This is a genomic window from Egibacteraceae bacterium (genome assembly GCA_035540635.1).
In the GTDB taxonomy this organism is placed as follows: domain Bacteria; phylum Actinomycetota; class Nitriliruptoria; order Euzebyales; family Egibacteraceae; genus DATLGH01.
On the sequence record DATLGH010000089.1, the window covers coordinates 1 to 18,411 of the forward strand.

Sequence of the window (18,411 nt, forward strand, 5' to 3'; positions counted from 1 at the left end):
GGGGCGGGCGAGGCGCCACGGGCGGCGGCCGCCGGGGCGGGAGGCGCGTCGAGCTCGGATTCGATGCGGTCGGCGGACAACCCGACGGCGGGCGCGACGACGTCGCGGATGTAGCGGTAGCGCAGGGCCCGGTCGCCGAGGCGCGCGAGCAGCGGGAACGTCGCCCGGTAAGCCGCCACCTGGCCCTCGGGGGTCGTCACGTCCGCACGGCGCAGGAGGTGCTCGATCTGGAACTCGACGGCGGTCTTCACTTGTCGCAGCGCCAGCTCGACGCGTTCGGCGCCGTCGGCTGCGAGGTCGGCCGGGTCGGTGCCCTCGGGCAGCGGCAGCACCCCGATCTCGCGGACACCCACCTCCTCCGCGAGGGCGCGGGCGCGCTCGGCGGCCGCGGCACCCGCCTCGTCGGCGTCGAGCGCGAGCACGACCCGCGGCGCGAAGTGCTCGAGCTGGCGGAAGTGATCGGCGGTGAGCGCCGTGCCACACGTCGCGACGGCATGGCGCACACCGGCGGTGTGCAGGCCGATGACGTCCATGTAGCCCTCGACAACGAGTGCCGTGTCGCGGCGCTGGATCTCCGCACGCGCCCAGTTGAGGCCGTAGAGCACCTGTGCCTTGCGGTACACCTCGGTCTCGGGAGAGTTGATGTACTTGGGCGGGGCGCCTTCCCGCGGTGCCGTTCGCAGCGCGACGCCCGGCAAGAGCCTACCCCCGAACGCGACGACGTCCTTGCCGGCCTTGTCGAGGATCGGGAACACCACGCGCCCGCGGAACCGGTCGATCGGCCCGTTGGCTCCCTGGGTGGCGAGTCCCGCGTCAGCCATCTCCTCGGCGGTGAACCCGGCGCCGCGCAGGTGGCCGACGAGCGTGTCCCAGGCGTCGGGGGCCCAGCCGAGGCGGAAGTGCTCCGCATCGGAGCGGTCGATCCCCCTGCTCGCGAGATAGGCCCGGGCGGGGCCGCCGTCGCGTCCGGCGAGCGCGCGCTCGAAGAACCGTGCCGCCTCGCCGAGCGCCTCGGTCAGGCGGGTACGCCGGCCGAGCGCACTGCGCTGCCCGGGGCTGAGCTCCTCGTAGCGCAACGGGAAGCCGGTGATCCGCGCGAGCCGCTCGACCGCCTCGGGGAAGCTCAGCGCCTCGATCTGCTGGAGGAACCCGTAGACATCACCGCCGACCTGGCAGCCGAAGCAGTGGAACAGCCCCCGGGTCGGGTCGACGGTGAACGACGGCGTCTTCTCGTCGTGGAACGGGCAGAGGCCCTTCAGCCGCGCACCGGCTCCCTTGAGCGCCGTGTAGTCACCGACGACCGCGACGATGTCGGCCCGCTCGCGCAGAGCCTGGATGTCGTCGTCGTTGATCCGGCCGGGCACCTGTACCCCTTGCTGCCAGCGGTCGTCAAGCGCGCGGAGCGCCCAGTCTACGCGCGGCGGCGCCCGGCCTGGGGCTCGCGCGCACCTGCGCCGCCGGGCAGGAACAGCGCGGCGAACGTGCGCAACGCCTCGCCGTCGGTCATCCCCGCGATGAAGTCGAGAACCCGGGTCTCAAGCGGCCCACCCCGGCGGTGCTCGCCGGGCAGCTCCCTGGGGTTCTCGAGATAGAAGACCGCGAGGCAGCGCAGGGTGTGCACCGCCCTGTCGCGCTCGGCGTTCGCATCGGCGCGCTGGTGGACGCGGGCGGTGAGGAACCCCTCCAGCCGCCGGTGCGCCTCGACAACTGGCGCGCTCATCGTGACCTCGGGCTGGTCGAGCGAGGTGGCCACGACGTCGGTGACGAGCGTCGTGACGCGCTGCTCGTGGGTGGCGCCGAGCACCCCCACGATGTCGAGCGGCAGATCCTGCGGGACCACGAGCCCCGCGCGGACCGCATCGTCGAGGATGTGGGTGGTGGAGGCGATCGCGTCGGCGCGCCGCACGACCTGTCCCTCGGGCGTGGCCGGCTCGGGCATCCCGGGGCTGTGGTTGAGGATGCCGTCGCGAACCTCCCATGTGAGGTTGAGCCCGCGCCCGCCGGCTTCGAGGCGCTCGACGACCCGCAGGCTCTGCTCGTTGTGGCGGAAGGGCCCTTCGGCGAAGACCGACAACGCGTCCTCGCCCGCGTCGGCAAAGGGCGTGTGGCCGAGATCGTGGCCGAGGGCGATGGCCTCGACGAGGTCCTCGTTCAGGCGCAGTGCCCGAGCGATGGTGCGGGCGACCTCGGCCACCTCGAGGGTGTGGATGAGCCGGACGCGGTCATGGCCGCCGTCGAGGGAGAGGACGACCTGGGTCTTGTCCTTCAGACGCCGGAACGCCCGGGCGTGCAGGACGCGGTCACGGTCGACCTGGAACGCGGTCCGCAACCGGTCGGCGTCCTCGTAGCGGTCCCGGCCCTTGCTCCCCGACGCGAGCGTCGCCCACGTGGACAGGCTCGCGCGCTCAAGATCCTCAGTGCGCTCCCGTACTGCGTCGAGCCGCTTCACGGGCGTCATCGTAGCATCGGGGTCCTGCGCACCGGGTCAGGCGCCCACGACAGGAACACCCATGGAAACCGTCCGCCCACGCGAGCTGCACGTCGCCGCACGGGTGGCCGACGCGCTCGTCTACGCGGTTGGCGCAGCCGGCGTGCTCGCGGGTGGGCTGCTGTTCCGCGACGGCTCCATCGGCTTCGCGATCGTCGCCTGGGGGCTCACCTTCGTCGGCGGGGCGGGCCTGCGCCTGGCCGCCTGGTCGGCCCGGGCCCTGGCCGAGCTGCTCATGCGCAGCGCCCGGATGGAGTCCGACCTCGCCGCGCTGCTCCGCGACCGCGCCGGTTCGCCGCCTCCGCCGACCGCCCGGCGGGGCGGCCCCGATGCGTCCCCCGACCCGTACCGGCGCTGGGGCGGCCACCACTGACCACCGGCGGTGGAGTCCGGGCCTACCCGAGGCGGAGCCGCTCGTCGAGGTAGGCGGTCAGGCGGTCGATCGCGACGCGGTCCTGGGACATGGAGTCGCGGTCGCGGACGGTGACGGCCCGGTCCTCCTCGACCGTCTGGAAGTCCACGGTCACGCAGAACGGCGTCCCGACCTCGTCCTGCCGCCGGTAGCGCTTGCCGATCGAGCCCGCGTCGTCGTACTGGGCCATCCACCGTGGCTTCAGCACGTCGTTGACCTCGCGGGCGGTCGGCACGAGCTGCTCGTTGCGCGACAGCGGCAGAACCGCCACCTTGACCGGCGCGAGAGCGTGGTGCAGGCGCAGGACCGTGCGGCGCTCCTGCTTGCCCGAGGCCGAGACCGCGGTCTCCTCGCGGTACGCGTCGACGAGGAAGGCCAGGGCGGAGCGGTCCACCCCCGCAGCCGGCTCGATGACGTAGGGCACGTAGCGCTCGTCGCGGTCCTGGTCGTAGTAGGACAGGTCCTTTCCGCTGAACTCCGCGTGGCGGCGCAGGTCGAAGTCGGTGCGGTTGGCGATGCCCTCGAGCTCGGACCAGGCGAACGGGAAGCGGTACTCGACGTCGACCGTCGCCTTCGCGTAGTGCGACAGCTCGTCGGCCGCGTGGGGACGGATGCGCAGGTTCTGCGGGCGCATGCCGAGACCGACGTACCAGTTCCAGCGCTGGGCGATCCAGTAGTCGTGCCATGCCTCGTCGCTGCCCGGACGGACGAAGAACTCCATCTCCATCTGCTCGAACTCGCGGACGCGGAAGATGAAGTTGCGCGGCGTGATCTCGTTGCGGAAGCTCTTCCCGACCTGCGCGATCCCGAACGGGATCTTCTGCCGGCTCGTGAGCTGGACGTGCGCGAAGTCGACGAACATGGCCTGCGCCGTCTCCGGACGCAGCCACACCTGCGCGCTCGTGTCCTCGGTAGGGCCGACGAACGTGCGGAACATGAGGTTGAACGCCCGCGGTGCGGTGAACCGCGTGCCGCCGCACTCCGGGCAGTACGGCTCGCCCGCCTTGTTCGTCTCCATCTGGTCCGCGCGGTAGCGGCGGTTGCACGACGTGCACTCGACGAGGGGGTCCGTGAAGCCCTCGACGTGGCCTGACGCCTCCCACACCCGCGGGTGCATGAGGATCGACGCGTCGAGGGCGACGACGTCGTCGCGCAGCTGGACCATGGCCCGCCTCCACGCCGCCTTGACGTTGTCCTTCAGGGCCGCACCGAGCGGGCCGAAGTCCCAGGCGCCCCGGAGCCCGCCGTAGATCTCCGAGGACTGGAAGATGAGGCCGCGGCGCTTGCAGAGCTCGACGATGGTGGCCATGTCCGTGTCATGCGAACCGGCCGTGGTGTCTGCGTCGGCCTCGACCACCGTCACGCCCACGTCCGCGGCGGGCGGCAGGTCGCGGTCGGTGGGAGGGCTCAGCTCGGTGGTCGTCTCGCTCATCGTGGCTCGTTCCTGGACAGGGGGCACCCCATGCGCTGCCGACGGGATGCGTCGAGCCTACCCGATCCGCTCCGGCCCACCCCACGGCGCCTCTCGGCGCCTGCGTCGGAGCAGGGGCCTGGCGCCTCAGAGGATCTGGGACAGGAACAGCTTCGTGCGTTCCTCCTGCGGGTTGGTGAAGAAGTGCTCCGGGGTGCCGACCTCGACGATCTGGCCGTCAGCCATGAAAACGACCCGGTGCGCGACCTGGCGTGCGAAGCCCATCTCGTGGGTGACGCAGATCATCGTCATCCCCGACTCGGCGAGCTCTTGCATGGTGTCGAGGACCTCTTTGATCATCTCCGGGTCGAGGGCGCTCGTCGGCTCGTCGAACAGGATGGCCTTCGGCTGCATCGCCAGGGCGCGGGCGATCGCCACACGCTGCTGCTGGCCGCCGGACAGCTGCGCGGGGTACTTGGGCGCCTGCTCGGGGATGCGCACCCGCTCGAGCATCTGCATGGCCAGTTCGTTGGCCTTCTTCTTGTTCCACCGGCGTACCTGGCGGGGGCCAAGGGTGACGTTCTCGAGCACGGTCAGGTGCGGGAACAGGTTGAACTGCTGGAACACCATGCCGACCTCGCGGCGGATCTCGGCGATGTTGCGCAGGTCGTCGCTCATCTCGACGCCGTCGACGACGATGCGTCCGCGGTCGTGCTTCTCGAGACGGTTGATGCAGCGGATGAGCGTCGACTTGCCCGACCCCGACGGGCCGCAGACGACGACCACCTCCTTGCGGCCCACCGCGAGGTTTATGTCCTTGAGCGCCTGGAAGTCGCCGAAGGACTTGTCGACCCCCTCGCAGGAGATCATGACGTCGCCCGTGCCGCCCGCACGGGTGGCGTCGGCGGGAACAGCCGTCTCGGTCATCGGCGTCGCACCTTCCTCGTCATCGCATCCCCACCCCGAGTCGCTTCTCCAGGCGCTGGCTCGCCCGCGACATCGTGAAACAGATCGACCAGAGGAGAAAGCCCGTGAACAGCAGCGTCTCGGCCTGCAGCCCCTGGCCGGCGAACTGGGGCTGGCTCGTCACGGCGCGCGCGACGCGCAGGACGTCGGTCAGGCCGATGATCGCGACCAGCACCGTGTCCTTCGTGAGGCTTATGAACTGGCCGACGAGCGCGGGGATCACGTTGCGAAGCGCCTGGGGCAGCACGATGAGCAGGGTCGTCTTCAGCGGCGACAGGCCGATGGCCTTGGCCGCCTCGACCTGACCCGGCGGGATGCTCTGCAGGCCGCCGCGGACGTCCTCGGCGACGTAGGCGCCCGCGAACAGCACGAAGGCGACGAGGGCACGGGTGACCTGGCCGGGCCGGGTCATCCCTGCCGGGACGAAGAAGCCGAGCATCGTTGCGCCCATGAGGAGCAGCGTGATGAGCGGCACACCGCGGATGAGCTCGATGTAGCCGACGCACACGAGCCGCACGGCCGGGAACGTCGACCGCCGGCCCAGCGCGAGCAGGACCCCGAAGGGGAAGCACAGCGTGATGGCGGCGATAGCGAGGAAGACGTTGAGCAGCAGGCCCTGGAAGTTGTTGTAGGTCATCGGGCTGCCCGCGGAGAACGCGGCGTAGGCGCCGAACACGGTTGCGACGTAGAGGATCGGCATGTAGCGGCCCACGCGCGGGGGCAGGCGCATGCCCACGGTGCGGCTACCGAGCGCCACGAGGGCCGACAGGGCGACCATGAGCGCGGGCGTCGCCGTCGACGTGAGGGCGAGCAGCACCGCGACGAACACGATCCCCGGGGCGGCCATGCGCAGCAGCGCGACGCGGTTCGCCCGCCCACGCCGGCGCGCCGCGACGCCAACCCCGAGACCGGATACGGCCGACACCAGGCCGATGGCGACCCACGCCCGGTAGAGCTCCCCGCGGGGGAACCGCCCGACCATGAACGTCGTGAGGTTCACCCGGACGATCTCCCAGTTCGCCGTCACGAAGACGAACAGGAGCAGGCGGAAGAAGGCGTAGCCGAGGAACGCGCCGAAGACGACGGTGAACAGCGCGTTGTACCAGGTGCTGAACAGGTTGGCCCGCAGCCACTCGCCGGGCGTCGCCGCGGGCTGCGTGAGGGGGTCCTCGGTGAGGACGGGGGACTCCTCGGCCGGTTCGACCTGCGGTGTCTCGACGGTCTCGGCCACTACCGGGCCTTCAACGCCAGCGAGCGGTTCACGACGTTCGCGATGGCGGAGATGAACAGCGAGAGCGTCAGGTAGCCGAGGGCGAGGATGGCGACGAGCTGCGGTGCGGGGTTGGCGTTGCCGATGGCGGTGAACGTCACCCGGGTGAGCTCGACGTAGCCGACGAAGATGGCCAGCGAGGAGTTCTTCGTGAGGTTCAGGTACTGGCTCGCGACCGGCGGGACGGCGATGCGGGCCGCCTGCGGCAGGATGACGTAGCGCATGCGCTGGAACCCGGACAAGGCGATGGCCTGCGCCGCCTCGGTCTGGCCCTTCGGCACCGCGAGGATCGAACCGCGGACGATCTCCGCGATGTGGCTCGCCGTGTAGATGACAAGCCCGGCGAGCAGCGCCCCGTAGGTCGGTTGAAGCTCGATGCCGCCCGTCACGAGGCGTCCCTCCCGGGTCGGGAGCGTGACCTCGATCGGGGCGCCGAGCGCGACGTAGCCGACGCCGCCGATGAGCAGCAGCGCCCCCGCGCCCCAGAGGACGCGATGGTGAGGTGTGCCCGTCTCGTCCCACAGGCGCGTGCGCCAGACGCCGAGGGCGACGGCCACGGCGAGGCCCACGCCGAGGACGGCGAGGAACGGGCCGAGCGGCTGGGTGGCTTCGCCCCACACCATCCAGATTCCGCGCGTGGAGAGGATCATCGCGCCGAAGACGTTGACCGCGTCGGCGATGCCGGGCAGCGCCGCGAGCACGACCGCGAAGTACATGAACGCGATGATGAGCAGCACGGGGGTGTTGCGGATCGCCTCCACGTACACCGCCGCCGCCTTGCGCACGAGCCAGTTCGTCGACAGGCGGGCGATGCCGAGAAGGACGCCGACGACGGTGGCGAGGGCGATGCCGATGGCGGCGACGCGGATGGTGTTCGCGTAGCCCACGAGCAGGGCGTCTCGGATGGGCTGCGACGGCCGGAAGTCGTCCGCGCCCCGGATGTCGAAGCCCGTCGGCTGGTCGAGGAACGCGAAGCCCGTCGGCAGGCCCGAAGCCCGCATGTTCGTCATGAGCGTGGTGAAGAGGAAGCGCAGGAAAAAGAAGACCGCGACGAGGAACACCACCTGCGCGACGACCCGGATGATCCGCACGTCGCGCCACGGCGGCGGGCGGGTCTGCCGCACCGCGGTCTGCTCACCGCCACCCGCCACGCCGGTCCCCCTGCTCACGGGCCTGCGCCCCCACGATACGCGAACGCCGCCCCGGGCGGGCGCCGGACCCCGCGGTGGGGCGTGGGCCGGGGCGGCGGCGTCGCCGCCGCCCCGGGCGCGACCCTAGCGGTAGGGAGGTGCGTAGAGCAGACCACCGTCGGTCCAGAGCGCGTTCGTGCCACGCTCGAGACCCAACGGCGTGTCGGGCCCGAGGTGGCGCTCGAAGAGCTCACCGTAGTTGCCGACCTGCTCGATCACCGTGCGGTTGAAGTCGGTGTCGAGGCCGAGACCCGGGTCGAACACGACGCCCTCGTCCTCGCCCTCGATGCCCGGCAACCCCAGGAACCGGCGGATGTCGAGGTTCTCCGTGTCGTCGAACTCGGCGAGGTTGTCCGACGTGATGCCGAACTCCTCGGCCTGGATGAGCCCGATCACCGTCCAGTTGACGACGTCGAACCACTCCTGGTCTCCGTCGGCGACGGCCGGGCCAAGCGGCTCCTTCGAGAAGACCTCGTCGAAGATGACGAGCGACTCCGGGCCACCGGCCTCCTCGGGGAACACCGCGCGCCGCGCCGCGAGCTGGCTCAGGTCGGACGTCCACCCGTCGCAGGCGTCGGCGATGAACGCCTCCTGGATGTCCTCGGTGTCGCTGAACGTGGCCGGCTCGTAGGGGATACCGGCGAAGCGGGTAGCGAGGTTGAGCTCGGTGGTCGTGCCCTCGAGGGTGCAGATGACGGTGTTCTGCATGTCGTCGATCGATCCGAAGCCGTCAGCGGCGCGGACCATCATCCCCTGGCCGTCGTAGTAGGTCGTGGTCACGAAAGCGGCGCCCTCGGTGCCGTCACGGGCGGCCGTCCAGGTCGTGTTGCGCGACAGCACGTCGATCTCGTCGGCCTGCAGCGTCGTGAAGCGCTCGGCCACGGCCACGGGCCGGAACTGCACGGCTTCGGCGTCACCGAGGACGGCGGCCGCGATGGCCCGGCAGAGGTCGACGTCGAAGCCCTCGGGCTCCCCGTCCTCGCCGATGAACCCGAAGCCCGGGACGACGTCGTTGATGCCGCAGATGAGCTCGCCGCGCTCACGGACCTGCGCGAGCTTGCCGTTGCCCCGGTCGGTCTGCGTGTCCTGCCCCTCGCCGAGGCCGACGTCCTCTCCGTCGTCGGGTAGGCCCGGCTCCGGCTCGGCGCCGCCGCCGTTGCACGCCGAGGCGAGCAGTGCGAGGGCGAGTACGAGCGGCCACATCTTCAGGGTTGCTTTGCGCATGAGCAGCATCCTCACTCTGGGCAGCCATCCCGCCCACGGATCGGCGGGCACCCGAAAGCCCGCACGCGGTGTCTAGAGGGTAAACCACGCCGCGGGGGCCTGCCACTACTTTGATAGTTGGGCGGCTGACGCTACGTGTCAGGGCGTTCGTATGCGTCCCATGCCCGTCCGCGGGCCTCGTGGGGCGCGGACGGTGCGGCACCGCGGCGGGCATACTGGCGCCATGCCTGCCTTTGCCGCCGGCTTGGTCGTGTTCGCCACCTCCGCGGCGGTGCTCGTGCTCGAGATCCTCGCCGCGCGGCTGCTCGCGCCGTACGTGGGAGTGACGCTGCAGACCTACACGGGGATCATCGGCACGGTCCTCGCGGGCATCGCGGTCGGCAGCTGGTACGGCGGCAGGCTCGCCGACCGCGTCGACCCCCGACGACTGCTCGGACCCATGGTGCTGATCGGCGGGGTGCTCGCCCTGGCGGCCGTGCCGGCGGTCACGTTCTTCGGCTCCGCCCTGGCAGGCGGCGGCGGCCCGCTCGTCATCATCATCCTGTCGCTGGCGGGATTCTTCGCGCCCGCCGCGGTGCTGTCGGCGGTCACCCCGACGGTCGTGAAGCTCCAGCTGGCAAGTCTCGACGAGACGGGGGAGGTCGTCGGTCGCCTGTCGGCCCTCGGCACGGCGGGCGCCATCTTCGGCACGTTCGCCACCGGCTTCCTGCTTGTCGCCGCCTGGCCCAGCCGGCCGATCGTCGTGGGCCTCGGCGGGCTGCTCGTCCTCGGTGGGCTCGGCCTCTGGTGGTGGCTTGCTCCCCAGCGCGAGCAGTTCCCCGCTCCCCTCGTGATGCTCGCCGTCGTGGCCGGCGGGCTGGCCCTGCTCCTGCCGAGCCCCTGCGACTTCGAAAGCGCCTACTTCTGTGCCCGGGTCGACGCCGCGGAGGACCGCGACAGCGGACGCGTGCTCGTCCTCGACCGGCTGCGCCACAGCTACGTCGACCTCGACGACCCCCGCCACCTCGGCTTCGGCTACACCCAGGTCTTCGCCGACGTCATCGACGCGTCCACGGCTCCCCGCGAGCCCGTCGCCGCGCTGCACATCGGCGGCGGGGGGTTCTCGATGCCCCGCTACCTCGCCGCCGAGCGCCCGGGGTCGGACAGCCTCGTGCTCGAGCTCGACCCGATGCTCGTCGCGGTCGCCCGCAACGAGCTCGGCCTGCAGACCGGGCCGGATCTGCGCGTGGAGACCGGCGACGCCCGTCTCGGTGTCGCGGCGCAGCCCGCCGCACGCTGGGACGTCGTGATCGGCGACGCCTTCGGAGGCCTCGCGGTCCCCTGGCACCTCACCACCGCCGAGTTCGTGCACGACGTCCGGGCGACGCTGCGTCCCGGTGGCGTCTACATGATCAACGTCATCGACTTCCCCCCGTCGCGCTTCGCGCGGGCGGAGGCGGCGACGCTCGCGGCGGTGTTCGACCACGTCGCGCTCGTGGCGCCGCTGCGGCGGATCCTCGGTGCGGAGGGTGGCAACTTCGTGCTCGTCGGCTCGGACGCACCGATCGACGCCGAGGCGATCCGCCGGGAGATCGACGCCCGAGGCGGTGACGAGGAGGTCGTCACGGGCTCGCGCTACGAGGAGTTCGTCGGCAGCGCGCGGGTCCTCACCGACGACCACGCCCCCGTCGACCAGCTCCTCACCCCCCACCCCCAGTAGAAGCGTGCCCGCCGGCGCGCCTACACGCGACCGAACCGACGGCTTCGGCGCTGGTACTCGGCGATGGCGGCGAACAGGTCGCGGCGGGTGAAGTCGGGCCAGAGCACGTCGGTGAAGACGAGCTCGGCGTAGGCGGCCTGCCAGAGCAGGAAGTTCGACAGTCGCTGCTCGCCCGACGTGCGGATGAGCAGGTCGACGTCGGGGGCGTCGGGGAGGTACAGCCGTGCCTGCAGCGACTTGGCCGTGACCTTGGCGGGCCGCAGGCGGCCGGCGGCGGCGTCCGCGGCGACCTGGCGGGCGGCGTCGACGAGCTCCGCCCGGCCGCCGTAGTTGAACGCGACCTGGAACGTCATGCGCGTGTGGTGGGCGGTGCGCGCCTCGGTCTGCTCGATCATCTCCACGAGGCGGCGCGGGACGGGCCGTCCGCTGCGGCCGAGGAAGCGGACGCGGACGCCGCGCTCGTCGAGCTCGTCGGCGCGGCGCAGCAGGAGGTCGCGGTTGAAGTTCATCAACCACCGGACCTCCGACGGCGGCCGCTTCCAGTTCTCGGTGGAGAAGGCGTAGACCGTGAGGTAGTCCAGGCCGATCTCCAGCGCGCCCTCGACGGTGTCGAACAGGGCCGCCTCGCCGGCTTCGTGCCCGGCGTTGCGCGGCAGACCGCGCTGGCCTGCCCAGCGGCCGTTGCCGTCCATGATGATCCCGACGTGGGCGGGAAGGTGGTCGGGGTCGAGCCCGTGCGGCTGGCGGCTCACCGTGGGACGAGGTCCCAGGACTTCAGCGGCTTGCCGAGATGGTAGGTCACGAAGCTGTTGACGAGCGCCGCGGCGGTACGGCGCACCGGGGTCTCGTGGGGCGCGAGGCAGACGTCGACGAGGTCCGTCCGCGCAAGGCGGCGGAGCAGCGCGACCGCGGCCGGATCCATCCCGCGAGCGCCCGCGGGAGCGCAAGCGGGGCACAGCAGGCCGCCGGCGGCGATGTGGAACACCGAGTGGGCACCGGGCAGCCCGCAGCCCGCGCACGCGTCGAGGTAGGGGTGGTAGCCGGCGACCCCGGCCAGGCGCAGCAGCCAGGCGTCGAGCATGGCCGCCGGGTCGGCCGCCGGCCGGGAGAGCGCCCGCAGCCCGTCGATGAGCAGGAGGAACAGCGGGTTGGACCGCTCCCCCTCCTGGGCCACGCGGTCGGTTGCCTCGGCCATGGCCGAGCCGCACGCCGACAGGGCGAAGTCCGCCCGCACCGCCGCGTGCGGGGTGATGAGCTCGACCTGCGTGACGATGTCGAGGTTGCGCCCCTCGTAGAGCTGCAGGTCGACGTGGCTGAACGGCTCGAGGCGTCCCCCGAGGCGCGACGTCGGCCGGCGCACCCCCTTCGCGACGGCCCGGACCTTGCCCCGCCCCTGCGTGAGCAGGCAGACGATGCGATCCGCCTCGCCGAGCTTGTAGGTGCGCAGGACGATGCCCTGCTCGCGGTACAGCGCCATGACCGTCCAGGGTATGTGCCCGCGGTCGGTAGCCGGCGCACCCCGCCCCCGGCGGGACGCAGTCCCCGAGAGTGCAGACCCGCTGGGACAGGGGGCGGGCGGGGCGGGCTCAGTAGCCGAGGCGTTCGAGCTTCTTCGGGTCCCGCTGCCACTCCTTCATGAGCTTCACCCGGAGGTCGAGGTAGACGCGGCCGCCGAGGATGAGCTCGAGCTCCTCGCGGGCGCGGGTGCCGATGGTGCGCAGCCCCTGGCCTCCTTTGCCGATGACGATCCCCTTCTGCGAGTCGCGTTCGACGTAGACGACCGCGTAGACTTTCGTGACGCCGTCGGGCTCCTCGGGGGGTTCGATCTCCTCGACGACCACGGCGATGGAGTGCGGGACCTCCTCGCGCATGGCCGTGATGGCCTTCTCCCGGATGATCTCGGCGACGTGCTGGTCGAGGGACTGGTCGGTGACCTGGCCCTCCGGGAAGTACGGCGGCCCCTCGGGCATGCGGGCGGCGATGAGCTCGACGAGGGTCTCCACGCCGGCGCCGGTGGCCGCGGACACGGGGACGACCTCCTCCCAGTCGCCGAGCTCGGCCAGGCGCGCCAGGCCCGGCAGCTGCCGGTCGCCGTGCAGCCGGTCGATCTTGTTGAGCACGGCGACCTTCGGCACGGGGACGTCGGCGAGCAGGCCGGCGAGGAACTCGTCCCCGCGGCCGATGCCGTCGGCGCCGTCGACGAGGAACACGGCGCAGTCGATGTGCGACAGCGCCCCCCGCGCGACGTCGTTGAGGCGCGATCCGAGCAGCGACTTGGGCTTGTGGATCCCCGGCGTGTCGACGAACACGATCTGGAGGTCGTCTTCGTCCCCGCCCGGCGACCCCGTCCCCGCGCCCCGGCGGTGGAGGACCCCCCGGATGGCGTGACGGGTGGTCTGCGGAACCGGCGTGGTGATTGCGATCTTCTGCCCGACGATGGCGTTCAGCAGCGTGGACTTCCCCACGTTCGGGCGCCCGACGATGGCGACGAACCCTGAGCGCATGCCCGCACCCTACCCCGAGCCCTGCTCGTCGCCCCGCGGAGGGAGCGCAACGCCATGGGGGGAACCGGGGCCAATCCCGTGGTCAATCGTCGGGCAGCTCGCTCGGACGCGCCTGCAGGATCCGCTCCGCCCCGCCGCGCCACACCTGCAGCGCGACCGGCCGGTCGATCCGCTCACCGTCGAGGAGGCGCTGGAGGTCCCCGACGTCGCCGACGCCCGCGCCGTCGAGGGCGACGATGAGGTCCTCCGGCCGCAGGCCGGCGTCCGCGGCGGGGCTGCCGGCCACGACGGACAGCACTTCGAGACCCGTGCGCCGTCCCGTCGCCGCCGCGGCCCTCGGCGGCAGCGGGCGCGCGCCGCCGGCCACCCCGAGGTAGGCCCTGCCGGCGCGCCCGTCGCGCAGGAGGGCGCCGATGATCCCGCGCGTGGTGCTGTCGACCGGCACCGCGAGGCCGAGGCCCTGCCCGGCTCCCGGGCCGACCACCGCGGTGTTGATCCCGACGACGTTCCCGCGGCTGTCGGCGAGCGCACCGCCGGAGTTGCCCGGGTGCAGCGCCGCGTCGGTCTGGATGACGTTCTCCACGAGGCGGGCCGCCCGCGTGGAGCGCACGGGGAAGGAGCGGCCGAGCCGCGCTGACCACCCCGGCGCTTACCGAGCCCGCGAACCCGAGCGGGCTGCCGACCGCGACGACGAGCTGACCGACGACGAGGGCGCCCGCGTCGCCGAGGTCGGCCGCGGGCAGGCCGCCCCCGGCCACCCGCAACACGGCGAGATCCGACAGGCGGTCGGCGCCGACGACCGTGAACGGCAGCTCCCGCCCGTCGGCGAAGGTCGCGCTCCCCGCTTCGGCGTCGTCCGAGGCCGGCCGGAAGCGCCTGGCCGACTCGACGACGTGCGCGGAGGTCAGGAGGAACCCGTCGGGGGTGAGGACCACGGCGGAGCCGGTGCCGACGGTGCGGTGACCGCCGCGCACGGGCGCGGTGACCCGCAGGCTCGCGACGGCCGGCAGCAGGCGCCGGGCTACCGCGGCCACCACCTGGGAGTAGGCGTCGAGGGCGGCTCGCTCGTCGGGTGCGGCGACCGGCACCGCGCTCACGCCGAGCCCTCCTCCCGGGTCGCGGTGAACGGCACGCTCACGGCGATCTCCTCGTTGCCGCGCACGATGGTGAGCGAGAGCGCGTCGGTGGCGTCGAGCCCGTCGAGGACGGTGAACAGCGCCTGGCTCGTCGACACGGGCTGCCCGGCGGCCTCGACGAGCAGGTCGCCTCGGCGCAGCCCCGCACGGTCGGCGGGGCTGTTGTCCTCCACGCCCCGTACGAGCAGCCCGTCGCGCGCCGCCAGGCCGACGGACTCCCGGAGGCGTCGCGCGACCTCGGGCGGCGCGAGCGCGAGCCCGAGCCGCACCCGCCGGGGAGCCTGTCCCCGGCCGAGCGCGTCCACCCGGTCCCGAAGGTCGGCGTGCGCGGGCAGGGCCAGGTAGAACCCACCCCGCAGGCGGTTGGTGTTCAGCCCGACGAACCGTCCGGCCACGTCGAGCAGCGGCCCCCCCGAGGAGCCGCGAGCGAGCGGGGCGGTGTGCTCGATGCTGCCGGTGATCCGCCTCCCCCGCGGCCCCGAGAAGGCCTGTTCGGTCGCCGACACGAGCCCGAAGGTCGTCCGCAGGCCCCGCCCTCCCGGGTTCGCCAGGGCGATCACCGCGGTCCCGACCGCCGTCGCGGTCTCCGACCAGACGACGCCCGGGGCCGCGCCGGTGTCCACGGTGAGGACCGCGATGTCCCCGTCGACGTCGGCGGCCGCGAGCTGCGCCGTGGCGCTGCGCCCGTCGGCGAACGTCACGGTCATCTCCCGCCCGGTCACGTTGTGCGCGTTCGTGAGGACGCGCCCCTCGCCGACCACCACCCCGGTGGAACCCGACCCCGGTCGTGGCCCCACACCGACCACGGCGGGACCCACCTGGGCCGCGGCACGCCGAACCGCCGACTCGACCTGCTCGATGGCGTCCATGACCCGCTCCCTTCCGCGGCTGTACCGCTGCGCTCACTCAATTGCTACTTGCATAATGCTATCCACTAGTGTCGGGGTTCTGCAAGGGGTACCCTCGCCCCCATGACGACCGCCTCGCCCCTGTCCGCCGCCCTTGCCCGCGTCGGCGACCGCTGGAGCCTGCTCATCGTCGACGCGCTGCTCGACGGGCCGCGCCGCTTCAACGAGCTGCAGGAGGCGGTCGAGGGCATCGCGCCGAACATCTTGTCGCGGCGGCTCTCGGACCTCGAGCGGCAGGGCGTGCTGTCCACCACCCCCTACACGACGCGACCGCTGCGCGTCACCTACGAGCTCACCGCCGCCGGTGAGGAGCTCGCGAGCGCGCTGCGCCTGCTCGCGCAGTGGGGCAGCGCCTACGCCGGCGAGGCGTCGGCGATCCGCCACGAGGCGTGCGGCACCCCGGTTCAGGCCCGCTGGCACTGCCCGACGTGCGGGCGGACGCTCGAGGACGGGGAGGCGAGCGACCTCAGCTACGTCTGAGGACCGCCCGGCGGCCGCGTAGCGAGGTGCGGGGCGATCGCCGCGGCGGCGGCGTCGCCGTAGGCGGCCGCCATGCGTGCGACGAAGCGCGCCGGCTCGATGCGGTACTCCTGGGTGCCGACCGACTCGAGGACGCGGGTGGCGAGCAGCGCCCCCACCTGCGCGCTGCGGACGAGGTCGAGGTCCCACGCGCGGCCGGCGAGGAACCCCGCCCGGAAGGCGTCGCCGACCCCCGTCGGCTCCACGGTGGCACCGTCGTCGGGGGCCACCGCGGGGACCTCCAGCGGAGGTTCCCCGGCCTGCTCCACGACGCAGCCCTTGGGCCCCCTGGTCGTCACCCGCACGCCCACGCGCTCGAGGACGTCCGCACCCGACCAGCCGGTCTTCGACTCGCAGATCGACCGCTCGTAGTCGTTGGCGATGAAGTAGGCGGAGCCGTCGACGAGCGTGCGGATCTGCTCACCGTCGAGCCGGGCCAGCTGCTGGCTGGGGTCCGCGACGAACGGGATGCCCCGTGCGCGCGCCTCCTCGGTGTGGCGGAGCATCGCCTCCGGGTCGTTGGGTGCGACGACGACGAGGTCGAGGCCCCCGAGGCGCGCCTGGACCGGCGCGAGCTCGATGGCGCGGGCCTCGACCATGGCGCCGGCGTAGAAGGAGGCCAGCTGGGCCTCGTCGAGGTCAGTCGTGCAGAAGAAGCGGGCGGTGTGGCGGTCCTCGGAGAAGCGCACGGACGCCGTGTCGACGCCGTGGCGCTGGAGCCAGGCCTCGTAGTCGTCGGAGAAGTCGTGGCCCACCGCGCCGACGAGCGCGGGGCGCAGCCCGAGCTGGGCCATCCCGAAGCAGATGTTCGCGGCCACGCCCCCGCGGCGGACCTCCAGGTCGTCGACGAGGAAGCTGAGGCTGAGCCGCCTGAGCTGGTCGGGGTCGATGAGCTCGGAGAACCGACCGGGGAAGGTCATGAGGTAGTCGGTCGCGATGCTGCCGCTGACGGCGATGCGCACGGTGGGTCCTCCCGGGTCGGCTACGCGGAGGTGCGCGTGCGGGGCCACTCGCGCGCGCCGCGCCAGACCTCCTGACCGCCCGAGGCGGCGCCGGAAGCCCCGGCGCCGGCGGTGAGGGCGCCGAGGCGGGGCCCCCGGCGACGGTCGGGGTCGCCGATCCGGCGGGCCCGCGCGGCGAGAAGTCCTACGAGCCCCAGCCCGACGAGGCGGACGGCGTCGCTGCCGAACCCCTCCCCCTCGTGGGTCACGGCGAGGATCTGGTCGCCGCCGCCGCCGGCCGCGCTCTCGGGCGCGGCGACCTGCGGACCTTCCGCCAATGGGTACGGCAGCAGGTCGCGGGGCGCCACCTGCGGCGCCAGCATGGGTCCGTCCGGAAGGGCCATGCCCTCGGTCCCCGACCGCAGCCGTGCACTGATCCCGCCACCCGTCGGCGGAGCCGCGGCCACACCGGACACCGGCCCCCCGGCGCCACTCCCGTCGCCGCCCTGCCCGGCGGCCGGCGCGGCGATCATCGCGACCCCCTCCGCCCACGGTCCCGGCCGGGCGCCGGAGGCACCGGGGCGCACCGCCCGCACCCGGTAGCGGTGGTCACCCGGGGGCAGGCCCACGTCGGTGTGGGAGAGCTGGTCGCGAGGGGCGGTGAGCAGGTGCGTGTAGCCGCCCCCGGCGAGCGCGCGCTGCACCTCGTAGCCGGTCACGTCCGGCACGCCCGCCGCCGGCCACGACAGCGACACCGCGTCGGCGTGGCCGGGGACCGGCGCGACGTGGAGGCCGATCGGCGGCGCGGGCAGGTCGAGACGGACGTCGTTGCCCTTCCACTCGGTCGGGCCGCTCGCCCCGGAGAACTGCACCCGTCCCTCGACGCGCGCCGGACCGTTCGGAAGGCCGGCGAGGTCGAGGTTGCCGGTCCACCGGCTGCCCGCGGGGATGCTCTCCGGGCCGGCGAGGTCCACGACCCGCGACTGCCCCGCGGACAGGATCCGCGCCTGGGCGGACTGGGCCGAGCCCACCCCGCGCACCTCGACGACCACGCGGGCCACCGAGACCGCGGTGCCGGCGCCCGGCTCGACGACGTCGACCTGCCGCAGGACCTGCGCCCCCACCGGCATCGCCGCGAGCACGACGACCGCGCATCCCGCCACCGTTCCCGCCATGAGGACACGCCGCCGCCGCGTGGCTCGCTGCCCCCGCGCGGCGACGACCTGCGGGCATACGGCTTCTCCAGCTCCCCGACGCGCCATGCCCGCATCCTCGCACACCTGCGCTCAGTGTTCCATGCATACAGCAAGATCGCCCGACCTCCCGAAAGGCGCTGCCTACGGCCCGAAGGGGTGCGGCAGCAGGTCGTGCAGGCGATAGGGCACCGCCTCCCCGCCCTCACCGGCGGCGAGCACCTCGAGGCCGGGCGCGAGGTCGTGCAGGGCCTGGCGGCACACCCCGCAGGGCACGCAGGGGACGTGGCCGCTGCCCGCGACCGCGATGGCGACGAGCTCGCGCGCGCCGGCGGCCAGCGCGGCGGCGAGGGCGGCCCGCTCGGCGCACACGCCCGCGGGAAACGCGGCGCTCTCGACGTTCACGCCAACGAAGATCCGCCCGTCGCCGGCGAGCAGGGCCGCGCCGACCGCGAAGCCCGAGTACGGGGCGTGCGCGTTCGCGCGGACCGCCCGCGCCCGCTCGACGAGCGGGCCGCGCTCGACACTCCCGCCGACACCCCCGCCGGCC

At 73.0% G+C, this 18,411-nt stretch carries 18 protein-coding genes; 3 read left to right on the plus strand and 15 right to left on the minus strand.

Annotation, left to right across the window (positions count from 1 at the left end):
* A partial coding sequence (gene dnaG / locus VM324_14050; protein HVM00411.1) for a DNA primase occupies positions 1 to 1,364 on the minus strand: 1,364 nt, incomplete at its 3' end.
* Between the two features lie 47 nt (positions 1,365 to 1,411).
* A complete protein-coding gene (locus tag VM324_14055; protein HVM00412.1) occupies positions 1,412 to 2,449 on the minus strand; it encodes an HD domain-containing protein in 1,038 nt (345 codons plus the stop codon).
* Between the two features lie 61 nt (positions 2,450 to 2,510).
* Here VM324_14055 and VM324_14060 point away from each other — a divergent pair, with 61 nt between their 5' ends.
* Positions 2,511 to 2,861: a hypothetical protein gene (locus VM324_14060; GenBank protein ID HVM00413.1), complete on the plus strand. Its 351-nt coding sequence runs from the start codon at positions 2,511 to 2,513 to the stop codon at positions 2,859 to 2,861.
* A 22-nt stretch (positions 2,862 to 2,883) separates the two neighbouring features.
* Here the strand turns inward: VM324_14060 and VM324_14065 are convergent, their stop codons facing one another.
* The 5 genes from VM324_14065 to VM324_14085 all read right to left on the minus strand — a co-directional run bounded on the left by VM324_14065 (position 2,884) and on the right by VM324_14085 (position 8,961).
* The gene (locus tag VM324_14065; protein HVM00414.1) at positions 2,884 to 4,332 is read right to left on the minus strand and encodes a glycine--tRNA ligase; all 1,449 of its coding nucleotides are present in this window, start codon (positions 4,330 to 4,332) and stop codon (positions 2,884 to 2,886) included.
* A gap of 126 nt (positions 4,333 to 4,458) precedes the next feature.
* Positions 4,459 to 5,238 carry an amino acid ABC transporter ATP-binding protein gene (locus VM324_14070; protein HVM00415.1) on the minus strand — a complete coding sequence of 260 codons (780 nt, stop codon included), beginning with the start codon at positions 5,236 to 5,238 and terminating at the stop codon, positions 4,459 to 4,461.
* Positions 5,239 to 5,257: 19 nt separating this feature from the next.
* Positions 5,258 to 6,508 (minus strand): amino acid ABC transporter permease, encoded by a 1,251-nt coding sequence (locus VM324_14075; protein HVM00416.1) that lies wholly within the window; start codon positions 6,506 to 6,508, stop codon positions 5,258 to 5,260.
* On the minus strand, positions 6,508 to 7,716 hold the full coding sequence (locus VM324_14080) for an ABC transporter permease subunit (protein HVM00417.1): 1,209 nt from the start codon (positions 7,714 to 7,716) through the stop codon (positions 6,508 to 6,510). Before VM324_14080 ends, VM324_14075 begins: the two co-directional genes overlap by 1 nt.
* A 105-nt stretch (positions 7,717 to 7,821) precedes the next feature.
* Positions 7,822 to 8,961 carry an amino acid ABC transporter substrate-binding protein gene (locus tag VM324_14085; protein ID HVM00418.1) on the minus strand — a complete coding sequence of 380 codons (1,140 nt, stop codon included), beginning with the start codon at positions 8,959 to 8,961 and terminating at the stop codon, positions 7,822 to 7,824.
* A gap of 223 nt (positions 8,962 to 9,184) precedes the next feature.
* On the opposite strand from VM324_14085, the gene VM324_14090 reads away from it, so the two are divergent.
* Positions 9,185 to 10,660, plus strand: a complete 1,476-nt coding sequence (locus tag VM324_14090) for a fused MFS/spermidine synthase (GenBank protein HVM00419.1) — start codon at positions 9,185 to 9,187, stop codon at positions 10,658 to 10,660.
* A 20-nt stretch (positions 10,661 to 10,680) separates the two neighbouring features.
* Here VM324_14090 and uppS read toward each other — a convergent pair whose 3' ends face one another.
* The 5 genes from uppS to VM324_14115 all read right to left on the minus strand — a co-directional run bounded on the left by uppS (position 10,681) and on the right by VM324_14115 (position 15,169).
* Complete coding sequence (gene uppS, locus VM324_14095; protein HVM00420.1) at positions 10,681 to 11,412, minus strand: polyprenyl diphosphate synthase; 732 nt, start codon at positions 11,410 to 11,412, stop codon at positions 10,681 to 10,683.
* Positions 11,409 to 12,137 carry a DNA repair protein RecO gene (gene recO / locus VM324_14100; protein ID HVM00421.1) on the minus strand — a complete coding sequence of 243 codons (729 nt, stop codon included), beginning with the start codon at positions 12,135 to 12,137 and terminating at the stop codon, positions 11,409 to 11,411. The genes uppS and recO overlap by 4 nt, the downstream gene beginning before the upstream one ends.
* A gap of 109 nt (positions 12,138 to 12,246) precedes the next feature.
* Positions 12,247 to 13,164, minus strand: a complete 918-nt coding sequence (gene era / locus VM324_14105) for a GTPase Era (GenBank protein ID HVM00422.1) — start codon at positions 13,162 to 13,164, stop codon at positions 12,247 to 12,249.
* A gap of 82 nt (positions 13,165 to 13,246) precedes the next feature.
* Complete coding sequence (locus tag VM324_14110) at positions 13,247 to 13,774, minus strand: PDZ domain-containing protein (GenBank protein ID HVM00423.1); 528 nt, start codon at positions 13,772 to 13,774, stop codon at positions 13,247 to 13,249.
* Between the two features lie 483 nt (positions 13,775 to 14,257).
* Positions 14,258 to 15,169, minus strand: a complete 912-nt coding sequence (locus VM324_14115; GenBank protein ID HVM00424.1) for a trypsin-like peptidase domain-containing protein — start codon at positions 15,167 to 15,169, stop codon at positions 14,258 to 14,260.
* A gap of 102 nt (positions 15,170 to 15,271) precedes the next feature.
* Here VM324_14115 and VM324_14120 point away from each other — a divergent pair, with 102 nt between their 5' ends.
* Positions 15,272 to 15,688 (plus strand): helix-turn-helix domain-containing protein, encoded by a 417-nt coding sequence (locus VM324_14120; protein ID HVM00425.1) that lies wholly within the window; start codon positions 15,272 to 15,274, stop codon positions 15,686 to 15,688.
* Here the strand turns inward: VM324_14120 and VM324_14125 are convergent.
* The 3 genes from VM324_14125 to cdd form a co-directional block, all read right to left on the minus strand.
* Positions 15,679 to 16,689: a carbohydrate kinase family protein gene (locus VM324_14125; protein HVM00426.1), complete on the minus strand. Its 1,011-nt coding sequence runs from the start codon at positions 16,687 to 16,689 to the stop codon at positions 15,679 to 15,681. The two genes, VM324_14120 and VM324_14125, sit on opposite strands and share 10 nt — an antisense overlap.
* Before the next feature lie 20 nt (positions 16,690 to 16,709).
* The gene (locus tag VM324_14130) at positions 16,710 to 17,930 is read right to left on the minus strand and encodes a hypothetical protein (protein HVM00427.1); all 1,221 of its coding nucleotides are present in this window, start codon (positions 17,928 to 17,930) and stop codon (positions 16,710 to 16,712) included.
* 75 nt (positions 17,931 to 18,005) lie between these two features.
* Positions 18,006 to 18,411 (minus strand): cytidine deaminase (cdd, locus tag VM324_14135; protein HVM00428.1); only part of this gene is annotated, 406 nt, incomplete at its 5' end.